11 protein-coding genes are annotated in these 10,949 nt (G+C 38.4%); 9 read left to right on the forward strand and 2 right to left on the reverse strand.

The window, feature by feature from the left end; all coding sequences use genetic code 11:
* Window positions 1–67: 67 nt before the first annotated feature.
* The gene (locus ACOZ9X_RS13305) at window positions 68–1,753 is read left to right on the forward strand and encodes a metallophosphoesterase family protein (protein ID WP_423418599.1); all 1,686 of its coding nucleotides are present in this window, start codon (window positions 68–70) and stop codon (window positions 1,751–1,753) included.
* Window positions 1,754–1,764: 11 nt separating this feature from the next.
* On the forward strand, window positions 1,765–1,896 hold the full coding sequence (locus ACOZ9X_RS13310; protein WP_423418600.1) for a hypothetical protein: 132 nt from the start codon (window positions 1,765–1,767) through the stop codon (window positions 1,894–1,896).
* A 98-nt stretch (window positions 1,897–1,994) separates the two neighbouring features.
* On the opposite strand, the gene ACOZ9X_RS13315 is transcribed toward ACOZ9X_RS13310, so the two are convergent.
* Window positions 1,995–4,088, reverse strand: a complete 2,094-nt coding sequence (locus tag ACOZ9X_RS13315; RefSeq protein WP_423418601.1) for a DNA topoisomerase III — start codon at window positions 4,086–4,088, stop codon at window positions 1,995–1,997.
* A gap of 191 nt (window positions 4,089–4,279) precedes the next feature.
* Here ACOZ9X_RS13315 and ACOZ9X_RS13320 point away from each other — a divergent pair, with 191 nt between their 5' ends.
* The 5 genes from ACOZ9X_RS13320 (at window position 4,280) to ACOZ9X_RS13340 (ending at window position 8,334) form a co-directional block, all read left to right on the forward strand.
* Window positions 4,280–5,497 (forward strand): MFS transporter, encoded by a 1,218-nt coding sequence (locus ACOZ9X_RS13320; protein ID WP_423418602.1) that lies wholly within the window; start codon window positions 4,280–4,282, stop codon window positions 5,495–5,497.
* A gap of 192 nt (window positions 5,498–5,689) precedes the next feature.
* Window positions 5,690–6,235 (forward strand): bifunctional transcriptional activator/DNA repair enzyme AdaA, encoded by a 546-nt coding sequence (locus ACOZ9X_RS13325; protein WP_423418951.1) that lies wholly within the window; start codon window positions 5,690–5,692, stop codon window positions 6,233–6,235.
* The gene (locus tag ACOZ9X_RS13330; protein ID WP_423418603.1) at window positions 6,232–7,125 is read left to right on the forward strand and encodes a DNA-3-methyladenine glycosylase family protein; all 894 of its coding nucleotides are present in this window, start codon (window positions 6,232–6,234) and stop codon (window positions 7,123–7,125) included. The genes ACOZ9X_RS13325 and ACOZ9X_RS13330 overlap by 4 nt, the downstream gene beginning before the upstream one ends.
* The gene (locus ACOZ9X_RS13335; protein WP_423418604.1) at window positions 7,118–7,606 is read left to right on the forward strand and encodes a methylated-DNA--[protein]-cysteine S-methyltransferase; all 489 of its coding nucleotides are present in this window, start codon (window positions 7,118–7,120) and stop codon (window positions 7,604–7,606) included. Before ACOZ9X_RS13330 ends, ACOZ9X_RS13335 begins: the two co-directional genes overlap by 8 nt.
* 191 nt (window positions 7,607–7,797) lie before the next feature.
* Window positions 7,798–8,334, forward strand: a complete 537-nt coding sequence (locus tag ACOZ9X_RS13340) for a hypothetical protein (protein ID WP_137790304.1) — start codon at window positions 7,798–7,800, stop codon at window positions 8,332–8,334.
* Window positions 8,335–8,430: 96 nt separating this feature from the next.
* Here ACOZ9X_RS13340 and ACOZ9X_RS13345 read toward each other — a convergent pair whose 3' ends face one another.
* Window positions 8,431–9,609, reverse strand: coding sequence for a NupC/NupG family nucleoside CNT transporter (locus ACOZ9X_RS13345; RefSeq protein ID WP_423418605.1), 1,179 nt, complete (start codon window positions 9,607–9,609; stop codon window positions 8,431–8,433).
* A 194-nt stretch (window positions 9,610–9,803) separates the two neighbouring features.
* Here ACOZ9X_RS13345 and ACOZ9X_RS13350 point away from each other — a divergent pair, with 194 nt between their 5' ends.
* Complete coding sequence (locus ACOZ9X_RS13350) at window positions 9,804–10,361, forward strand: cysteine hydrolase family protein (protein WP_423418606.1); 558 nt, start codon at window positions 9,804–9,806, stop codon at window positions 10,359–10,361.
* Window positions 10,362–10,451: 90 nt separating this feature from the next.
* The gene (locus ACOZ9X_RS13355; RefSeq protein ID WP_423418607.1) at window positions 10,452–10,925 is read left to right on the forward strand and encodes a DinB family protein; all 474 of its coding nucleotides are present in this window, start codon (window positions 10,452–10,454) and stop codon (window positions 10,923–10,925) included.
* The last annotated feature ends 24 nt before the right edge of the window (window positions 10,926–10,949 follow it).

The following is a 10,949-nucleotide window of genomic DNA, read 5'->3' on the forward strand; positions in this document are numbered from 1 at the left end:
CAAGGGTTTATATTTTATAAATATACTTTTCATGTAGGATTAACATCTTGATAGGAGAGAGAATAAAATGACGAATTCCTTTGATGAGCAGCACCCAGACCAAAAATCTAAGATTACACGTAGAACGTTTATTGAACGCACAACAAAGGTAGCGGGACTTTCCCTAGGGTTAACTTTTATAAATCCAATGAGCTCACTAGACGTGCTAGCTGATAGTGGTAAAAAAATGAGTCGCAAAAAGCCAATACTCGTTTTTCCAATTGTCAGTGATGTACATATGAATGAAACGTCCGATCAAACCTTCAATAAATTTAAAGAGACTCTCAAACAATTAAATCAACTCGTTCCTAAGCAAGATGCATTTGCTGTTGTAGGCGACTTAACAGACAATGGTCTAGTACCGGAATATGAGAAGTTTAAAACGGCTTATGAAGCAAATAAACAATCAAAAGCTGTTTCGCTGATTGCGATCGGAAATCATGATTATTGGAACGGTTTACCAGAGGCTGATGCACAAAAACGTTTTTTAGAAGTAACTAAAACGCCGGCAATATACTATCACAAGATTATCAAAGGGTATCATTTTATTGTGCTTGGGACTGAGGACGGGGTGACAGAGGGTACATTCTCTGTTAAACAAATCAAATGGATGTCTGAAAAGTTAAAGCAAGCACATACCGATGATCCGAAGAAACCCATCTTTGTTTTCCATCACCAGCCGATAAAAGATACCATGTACGGAAGCGAGTGGGGCTTTACGGCAAATAGAGATTTATTTTATGATACGTTGAAAAAATATCCGCAAGTCATTACATTCTCAGGCCACACACACTATCCATTAGATGATCCTAGAATTATTCACCAAAAAGATTTTACAACGATCGGTACTTCAACTGGCGCGTATCTGTGGCTGGACGCTGGCCGTATTCAAGGAGAAGTTCCTGAAGGAGCCGATATTCTAAACCAAGCTTTAATCGTTGAAGTGTATGAGAATCAAGTGATAATAAAACGCCGTGATATCCATAATTATGATTGGACAGGTGAACCGTTTGAAATTAGTGTTCCTGCCGATAAGAATAGTTTTAAATATACGGATGCTAGAAAAGATAAAAAACCACCATTTTTTACGAACGATGCAATGCTTTCTATTGCGAACGACATGACGACAGCCACTAGTCTTTCAATTATGTTTACACAAGCAAAAGACAATCTACTCGTTCATGATTATAAAGTAATCGTTACAAACTTAGAGACCAAAGAAGTGGCGAAAGAATATTTAGGCTTTTCCGAGTTCTATAAAGATCCTGTTCCTAATCCTCTCATTCTTAATCTTGAAGGATTAGCACCATCTACAACTTATGATATAGAAGTGTTTGCACTCGATGCATATGGCAATATCAGTACGAATTCAATCAAGGCCATAGGTAGAACAAAGAAAGGTAAGCCAATAAAAATCACATTTTCAAAAGAGAAAGTAAGCGGTATAGAGGAAACATTAGATGTGGTTGTGGAAGGCGTTAGAGCTCCTAAGAGTGACTGGGTGGGTTTGTATGAAGTAAACGAAAATCCTGGTGAGGTGGAATCGATTTGGTGGCAGTACACCGAGGTTAGTGGTGGAACATGCAAATTTACGTACAATCCGAAAAACAATGTAAATGCAGCACGTTACAAACAAGGTTCTACTTATAAAATGGTTTATTTCTATGGAAGCGGTTATGATGCAGTAGCTTCTGCGACATTTAAGGTTGAGTAAGAATAGCGTACTTGGAAATTGGACAGATTAATTCTTCAATCGGACAGATAAACGCTCGAATTGGACAGATTAGTCGTTTAATTGGACAGATTAACACTGGAATTGGACAGATTCGTTATGCATTCGGACAGATCGAACATTGAAGCGTACAAATTCAATTCTCTTAAACGAAAGAAAGCTAACTTTATGAGGTCAAAACAGCAACAACTTGCTATTTCGACCTCAGAAGTTAGCTTTTCATCTATTTTTTATCTTTCATCGCTGCTTTTAATGCATCTGCTAGACTGTTTCCAAAGCCTTCATCTTCTTTGTTGTTACTATATTTCTTAAGAAGCTGGCGTTCTTCTCGCTTTGTAACCTTCTTTTTCTTGTCGTCTGCTTTTTCCACAACATTACATGGTTTACACTGAAAATAAGTGCCTGCCTTTCCGTTATGCAGTTCCATCTTTTTGTGACACTGCGGACAGCGGTGGTTCGATAGCTTCGGATCTTTACGGCGCCGATATGAACATTCACGATCAGAGCACACAAGAACTTTGCCGTCGCGTCCTTTCACTTCTTTCAATAATTTTCCGCAATCAGGACATTTGGATCCTGTGAGGTTATGCGCACGATATTCCTGAGAGCTCGTCTTGATTTCCATTACAAGCTGCTTCGTTTGTTTTCGGATATTCGCTAGAAACTCTTTCGGATTTCCGTTACCGCGTGCGATTGCTTCAAGGTCTTGCTCCCATTTCGCTGTAAGTTCAGGTGACTTCAACTCATCATTTACAAGATCGATCAACTGTTTTCCTTTTGGCGTGGGGTGCAGCTTATTGTTTCTTCGATCAAGAACTTCAGATCCTAGAAGTCTTTCAATGATATCAGCCCGAGTTGCAGGAGTTCCTAAACTATACTTCTCCATACGAGATAATAGATCGGCCTCTGTAAAACGGGAAGGAGGTTCTGTTAACTTTTTCTCCGCGTTTACCTCTTTTACAGATAACGATTGCCCTTCTTTTAAATTGGCGAGTGCACGCGGGCTTTCTTCTTCTTTACCAGACAGCACTTTAAATCCTGGATCAAGGACTAACGTTTCACGGGTCATAAATGTTTCACCCGCAACATGTAATGCAGCGGTCAACGTTTCAGATCGATACGCAGGGTAGAAAAGAGCAAGGAATCGGCGTGCGATCAAATCATATAGTTTACGCTCATCGTTATCGAGATCTCCTAATTGTAGGTATTCATCAGTTGGAATGATTGCATGATGATCCGTTACTTTTGAGTCGTTAAACACTTTTTTAGCTACTACGCTTCCTTTGTTCTTAAGCAGAGGCTGCACTTCTTCACGATATCCAGATGACATACCTTGAAGGCGATCATACATCGTATTTTCCATATCTTTCGTTAAGTAGCGGGAATCTGTTCTTGGATACGTAACAAGTTTGTATTGTTCATAAAGTTTTTGTAGTACCGAAGATGTCTTTTTAGCCGAGAAACCGAAACGACGATTGGCATCTCGTTGTAACTCAGTAAGATCATAAGGCATCGGATGCGCTTCTGTTTTTTCTTTCTTCTGAAGTGAAGCTACTGTTGCCTGTTGCCCTTTTGCTTTTGCAACGATATCTGTCGCTTTTTTCTCATCAAACAGACGCTTCTCACCATTATGTTCCCATGATGCTTTTAACATGCCGATCGTCGCATCAATCGTCCAAAAGTCTTTTGGCTGGAAAGTGTTAATCTCTTGCTCGCGATCCAAGATCATTGCAAGTGTGGGCGTCTGAACGCGACCAGCAGATAGCGGATCGTTGTACTTTGTTGTTAACGCTCTTGTAACGTTCAGTCCGATTAACCAGTCTGCCTCAGAGCGGCAAACAGCAGATTGATAAAGATTGTCATATTGCTTAGCAGGTTTGAGTTGATTAAACCCATCTCGAATGGCTTTGTCTGTTTGAGAAGAAATCCATAAACGCTTTACTGGTTTTTGCCATCTTACTTTTTCCATAATCCAGCGCGCAACGAGTTCACCTTCACGACCAGCATCTGTCGCGATTACAAGCTCACTGATGTCTTTTCGTCTAGAAAGTTGTTCAACCTCACGAAACTGGTGACTCACTTGTCGGATTACTTTTAGTCCCATATGGTTTGGAATAATCGGAAGGTCTTCCAAGCGCCATTGTTTATATTGCTTGTCATAGTCTTCTGGCATCTTTAACTCAACTAAGTGACCGAGTGCCCAAGTAACGATGTGTTTCGGTCCTTCAATATAACTTTTATTCTGTTGCTTGCAGCCTAGAACACGGGCAAGATCGCGCGCCACGCTCGGCTTTTCAGCAAGGATTAATTGTTTCATAACGTACCCCTTTCAAACTTCTACTTTAGTCATTATAACAGAGTGTAAAAATAAGAAAAAAATGAAGATTTATTTCTCCTGCATGTTTTCTAAATACTGTATACTGAATAGTGAGTCTATTTTACTTTGTTAAGTATTTTTTGATTAATATAGTGACACAGTTTCGGTATAACTGAGAGGGGAAAGGGAACATGTGGAGAAACCGGAATTTTTTAATTTTGATGTTTGGACTTGCTGTATCTAGTACAGGTCTATGGGTAGGTATTATTGGGAATCTTGAATTTTTGCAGATGAATGTTGAATCATCTTTTTTACAGGCACTAATTATTTTGGCTGGGTTCCTAGTAGGGATCTTTCTTGCGCCGATGGCCGGTCGAATCATAGATCGCAGCAATAAGAAAAAGATATTGATCTATGCTGGCTTTGCTCGATGTGCAGCTATCTTTTTTATGTATTTGGCTATCGCTTATAACAACGTTTGGTGGATGGTCGTTTATACGCTCGTTATCGGTATATCTGGAACTTTCTCTCAGCCTGCTATGCAAACCTTGTTGCCGTTGATCGTAAAAAAAGATGAACTTTTAGATGCCAATGGTGTCAACATGAACATCTTTACGGCATCTAGGATTGTAGGGACTGCACTCGGCGGAGTTATGCTAGTTGGTATGTCTCTATTTTCTTTGTATACAGTCACACTTATTTCGTATGTGATCCTTCTTGTTTCTACTTTCTTTTTAGATGTGGAGGAACAGCCTAAGAAAACAGATTCTTCAGGTAGAAAGGATAATTTCTTCAGAACGCTTGGGGAATTGTATCCCATTATAAAGAACGAACGTAAAGTTGTGTATGGTATCTTTTTATTGATTCCTGCTTACCTATTTTTATCTGGATTCAACTTAATGGTGATTGAGATCAGTGAGTTGCAGAATAATGCTGGTATTAAAGGGATCCTATATACGACTGAAGGTGTTTGTGTATTCATTGGAACGTTCTTATCAAAGAAATTCTTTAGAGATAATCCGAAGTTAAGCTATATGTTCGCTATTACATTCATTATCGCTGCTGCACACACATCTCTGTTCTTAGCAGATCATCCAACCATGTCAGTTCTTTCGTTTGGATTATTTGGTCTTGCTGCTGGAACGCTGTTTCCTGTTGTTACTACCATTTTTCAGACAGATGTCCCGTCAGACTATCACGGCAGGTTTTTCTCTATAAAAGGGATGGTTGATAATATTATCTTTCAAGTTCTGATGCTGTTAACAGGATTGTTCCTAGATACGATTGGATTTCATAAAATGGTCATAGGGTTTGGTATTACATCTTTCTTCATTGCAACAGTTATCTATTATCAATACAAGACAAAGAGCGGGTCAAAAAAGAAGAATCGATTAGCATCGATCAAGTAAATACAGGACAAATGAGAGTGGCCCATCGTCACTCTTTTTGTATACCGTTTTTTTAGGATGTTTAACGTTGAGTGAAGACGACCATAACAGCAAGAATGAGGACGATTTGTTAGGTTGAAATTGTTAAAATGAAGGTAAGATGATTTATGGAGGTGTGGGTTAGTGAGTACCATACAGATGTCGTTTGATGAGATGTGGGATAAGATTATGGAATGTAACAGGTCATATGATGGCCTTTTTTATACAGCTGTAAAAACAACAAAGATTTATTGCCGTCCATCTTGTCGTTCGCGGAAACCTAAAAAGGAAAACGTAGCCTTTTATGACTCCATTTCTCAATGTGAAAAAGCAGGCTATCGAGCGTGTAAAAGATGTCAGCCAGAGATCGAACATTGTCCGCAAATCAATCTGATTAGAAAAGCAACTAGTTATTTAGTAAATAACCATCATAAAAAAATTCTTCTACAAGATGTAGCGAAGTACTCTGGAGTGAGTTCATTCTATCTCGAACGATTATTTAAAGAAGAAATGAATGTTACGCCTCGAGAATATGTGGAGAATATTCGTATCGATAAAGCAGCATACCTGTTAAGAAACACTTCAAAAACATGTCTTGAGATATGTTTTGAATCAGGGTTTCGGAGCCCCTCTAACTTTTATAAAACGTTTCGCACGTATAAAGATTGCTCCCCAAGTGACTACCGAAAATCGGAAGAAACAACAGGAAACGAATCATGAGATGGAATGTATTTGATGGGAAATTAAAGATAGAGTTACCGTTAGAATTCTCCTATAGAGAATGTATGGTTTTTCTTAAGAGATCACCATTAGAAATTCTTCATCACATACATGAGAACAACATTTACAAAGTAATTACGGTGAATGCTGAGCTGATCTTGATCAAGATCAGCTATAAGAATCACGTGCTCTTAATTGAGTTTCCAGATAAGGAACCACCTAACATGGAAACGGTCGTAGAATTTGTAGGGAATTGGTTTGATCTTGATCAAAATCTTACCTCCTTTTATGGAGCTGTTTCAGAAGATAGCCTATTACAGCCGCTCATAGAACGATATTATGGTTTGCGTATGATCGGCATACCAGATCTTTTTGAAGCATTGACTTGGGCAATCATGGGACAGCAGATCAACTTAACATTTGCCTATACGCTGAAGAAGAGGTTGGTTGAGAACTTTGGGAAGAAGCTAGTCCTTCATGAGTATGAATACTGGACATACCCATCTCCTGAAATCATCGCGGATCTTCAGGTTGATGATTTAAGAAATCTTCAATTTACAACGCGAAAAGCAGAATATGTGATTGGTATAGCAAAAGAAATAGTGGAAGGTCGACTGTCGAAGGAAATATTGAGATCTTCTGAAGATCCTGCTAAACAACTTACTTCGCTCAGAGGAATCGGACCTTGGACAGCGGATTATGTGTTGATGAAATGTTTACTAAAGAGCGATGCATTTCCAGTTGCTGACGTAGGCCTGCAGAATGCCGTGATGAAACAATCAAAATTGCAGCAAAAGCCAACAATAAAAGAATTAAAGAACCAAGCGGAAAATTGGAGTGGATGGGAAGCATACGCAACTTTTTATTTATGGAGGTCGTTATATGAGTAAGCACTATAGAGTAGAGATGGAATCTCCTATAGGCGTTATCGAGATATTAGGAACAGAGAACGTTGTTCAATCCATTCTTTTCTTAGAAAAAGAGGATGCGCTTGAGAATCAAGGCGAGATTCCTTCCGTTCTTCTAGCCTGCCGAGATCAACTTACAGAATACTTTCAAGGTGTAAGGCAAACTTTTACTTTCCCATTCCAATATAGCGGTACTCCTTTTCAACACACAGTCTGGAATTCACTAGTTGGTATTCCGTTCGCAGAAACCGCCTCTTATCGAGATATTGCCATCACGCTTCAAAAGGAAAAAGCGGTTCGAGCGGTCGGGAATGCCAATGGAAAGAACAAGTTAAGTATTGTGGTTCCTTGTCATAGAATTATAGGGTCCAGCGGGAGCTTAACGGGATATGCGGGAGGTTTATGGAGAAAAGAATGGCTATTGCGTCATGAGAAAAAGGTTAAGGAGACACGATTAGTATAGAAAGATAACTTTTAAATTAAAAGAAAAAGAAAGAAAATTAATAGAATAGTTAGATAATTCAATTATATTAAGGCTTCAGCATTATTTTTATCTCTTTATAAGAAAACGGATACATTTTAATTTACAATAGTAAGAAAAAGTATTAAAATGAGAAAGTTCCAAAAAATAGAAATATATAGGGGGCTTTCTCGATGAAAAAGTTTTTAGCGGTAACAGCGGCTGCTGTTCTTGCGCTTAGCGTAGGTTGCAGCAAGGAAGAAGAGAAACCAAAAGAAGAGGCTAAGCCAGCGGCTGCAGAAAAGAAAGAAGATGGAAATGCTGAAAAAATCACACTTCTTAACTTTGAAGGTGATCTTATGAACCAGCTTCGTGGATATCACGCTCCATTCAACGCATATGCTGCAGGTCTTGAAAAAGAAGGCGAAGAAGCACTTCCGCAAGCAGAGCTTGATAAATTAAAAGCAGATGCAAAAGCAAGTGGTGAAAAAGCAGTTGCAGAGATTCCATCCATTGAAGTACCATCAGATCTATCAAAAGAAAACCAAGAAGCTGTAAAAGGTTCTCTTGAAGAGCTTAAAAAATCTTATGAAGCTCGTGTAGCTGGCTTAGAAGATGAAGCTAAAGCAACTGAAGCTGACGAGTTATTCACAGGCTTTGAAGAAAAGTTAAATTCCGTTCACGAAAAATTAAAGTTGATCCCTGGTCAATTTGCATCAGAACTTCAATAATAGTTGATATTGCTGTCTCTTAAAGAGACAGCTTTTTTTATAGGTGGATACAAAAAAGAAGCCGAGGCTTCTTCCTGGGCTTCTTTTTTGATTTTCTTATAGAAACAGACCTGCAATTGCAGCAGATAAGATACTTACTAATGTAGCACCATATAAAAGCTTTAATCCAAAACGAGCAACTGTATTACCTTGTTCTTCGTGTAGACCTTTAACAGCACCAGTAATGATACCGATTGAAGAGAAATTGGCGAATGAAACAAGGAAAACAGAAACGATCCCAACCGTTCGATCAGACATGTCTTTCGCATATTTGGCTAAATCGATCATAGCTACAAATTCATTCGAAACAAGTTTGGTTGCCATGATCGTACCTGCAGAAACAGCTTCTGTCCAAGGGATACCAACTAAAAATGCAACTGGAGCAAATACATATCCGAGCATTGTTTGGAACGTAATCCCGAAAATCATATCAAACACATCATTAATTAATGCGATTAATGCTACAAATCCAAGAAGCATGGCACCGACGATCACAGCAACCTTAAAGCCGTCCATGATGTACTCACCAAGCATCTCGAAAAAGGTTTGTTTTTCTTCTTCGATTTCAATGATGTCATCATCTTCAGTAACTTCATAAGGATTGATGATGTTGGCGATGATGAATCCACCGAATAAGTTAAGCACGAGTGCAGTTACCACATACTTTGGATCAATCATGGCCATGTATGCTCCAAGAATTGAAGCGGAAACAGTTGACATGGCAGATGTACAAAGCGTATATAAGCGATGCTTTGGTAGGTGTCCTAATAATTTTTTTACTGAGATAAATACTTCTGATTGGCCAAAAACAGCAGAAGCGACTGCATTGTAAGACTCAAGTCTTCCCAAGCCGTTTACCTTACTCAGCGCAAAACCAATCCACTTGATAATGAATGGAAGGATTCTGAAGTGCTGTGAGATCCCGATCAATACAGAAATAAACACGATTGGTAATAAAACAGTTAAGAAAAAGGGCATTGCGGCTTCGTTCGCTAGACCGCCGAACACGAATTCAACCCCAGCACCTGCGTAGCTTAACAACTTCTCGAACAGTTTAGAGATACCTTTTATAATGACAAGGCCTACGCCTGTATTTAATAGAAAGTATGTAAGGATAAGTTGTAATCCAAGCATCACTAGGATCGGCTTGTATTTGATCTTTTTGCGATCATTACTGACAAGAAAGGCTAACAAGAAAACCGCTACCACTCCAGCCAGAAAGATGATGTACTTCATATTTTTCTTTTCCTCCTAAATAACTCACTTGTTGAACCTTACTATTATTAGATAATTTCATGTTTTTCGCAACCGTAAAAAATCCCTGCTTTGTTAGTATTAACCAATTAAGATGATAAATATTTCAAGCTACAAGGTATTTTGTGCTTCAGGAAGAAGTAGTAATGTGATCATGGAAAAAAGGAGCGGGTCATTTGAAACATGCATTGTTGGTAATTGATGCACAGCAAGAACTGATTGATGGAAACGAAAAAGAACAAGCCGTTTATAACAGTGAAAGATTGCTTCAAAACATTAATGTTGTTATTGAAAAAGCGAAGCAAGCAATAGCTTCAATTGTTTTTGTTAGAGACGTAGATGTTTCTGAGGGAAATGGAGCAGGTTTTGAGGTTCATTCTGCAATTAATGTTCCAGAGGATGCTGAAGTTTTTGATAAGCAAGCAACGAATGCTTTTTACAACACACCTTTAATGAAATATTTAAAAGAAGAAAAAATTGCCCATCTGGTTATTATGGGTTGTAAAACGGAACACTGCATCGATACAGCTGTGCGGTTTGCGACTGTCTCAGGCTTCGATGTCACGCTTGTCGAAGATGGGCACTCAACTTCAGATACAGAAGTTTTAAAAGCAGAACAAATTGTAAGTCATCATAACAAAATTTTGCATGGTCATTATAATGTAGATCATTTTTCAGTTGTACGTAAAACGGAAGAAGATCTATTCAATCCCATTCATAATAATTATCGATAAAACAAATTATTAAGGGGCATAACGTTTGTCTTCTAGTGAGTGTATACGTATGATGAATGGTGAAAAGAGCAAATTCTGAGGAGGTTTATTATGAATCAATTAACATTTCAAAATTTTGAACTAGCAAGAAGCTTCTTTCTGAAGCAATTGGATGGGATAGATGCTTCAGCAGTAGATATTCAACCAGATGGGTTCAATAATAATATCCGCTGGCATATTGGTCACGTCCTCACGACTGCAGAATATTTTATGTTTGGGTTTCCGGAACATTCTTCAAACCTGCCAAAGCAATATGTTGAGCTATTTAATAGAGGGACAAGCCCTGCTGATTGGAAAGGTGAAGTTCCTACTCTAAAAGAACTTAAACAGCAGTTAGAAGAACAGTTAGTTCGCATGAAGGCGATACCGGCAGAAAGGTTAAATGAAAAGTTGGAGAAACCAGTATTCAATTTCACTACTTTTGGTGAACTTGTAAATTTCACTGTTTTTCACGAAACTTACCACCTTGGACAAATGCATGCGATAAAAAGAATCATCGAAAATCAAACAGCTAAACAAACATAAAATTTTTAAAAAAAAAACAGTGAA

Source organism: Fictibacillus nanhaiensis (assembly GCF_049537595.1).
In the GTDB taxonomy this organism is placed as follows: domain Bacteria; phylum Bacillota; class Bacilli; order Bacillales; family Fictibacillaceae; genus Fictibacillus; species Fictibacillus nanhaiensis_F.

Excerpts from the sequence above, each read along its gene's own strand:
- ACOZ9X_RS13305 (WP_423418599.1), top strand. The coding sequence starts at position 68 with ATGACGAATTCCTTTGATGAGCAGCACCCAGACCAAAAATCTAAGATT.
- ACOZ9X_RS13315 (WP_423418601.1), bottom strand. The coding sequence starts at position 4,088 with ATGAAACAATTAATCCTTGCTGAAAAGCCGAGCGTGGCGCGCGATCTT.
- ACOZ9X_RS13320 (WP_423418602.1), top strand. The coding sequence starts at position 4,280 with ATGTGGAGAAACCGGAATTTTTTAATTTTGATGTTTGGACTTGCTGTA.
- ACOZ9X_RS13325 (WP_423418951.1), top strand. The coding sequence starts at position 5,690 with ATGTGGGATAAGATTATGGAATGTAACAGGTCATATGATGGCCTTTTT.
- ACOZ9X_RS13330 (WP_423418603.1), top strand. The coding sequence starts at position 6,232 with ATGAGATGGAATGTATTTGATGGGAAATTAAAGATAGAGTTACCGTTA.
- ACOZ9X_RS13335 (WP_423418604.1), top strand. The coding sequence starts at position 7,118 with ATGAGTAAGCACTATAGAGTAGAGATGGAATCTCCTATAGGCGTTATC.
- ACOZ9X_RS13340 (WP_137790304.1), top strand. The coding sequence starts at position 7,798 with ATGAAAAAGTTTTTAGCGGTAACAGCGGCTGCTGTTCTTGCGCTTAGC.
- ACOZ9X_RS13345 (WP_423418605.1), bottom strand. The coding sequence starts at position 9,609 with ATGAAGTACATCATCTTTCTGGCTGGAGTGGTAGCGGTTTTCTTGTTA.
- ACOZ9X_RS13355 (WP_423418607.1), top strand. The coding sequence starts at position 10,452 with ATGAATCAATTAACATTTCAAAATTTTGAACTAGCAAGAAGCTTCTTT.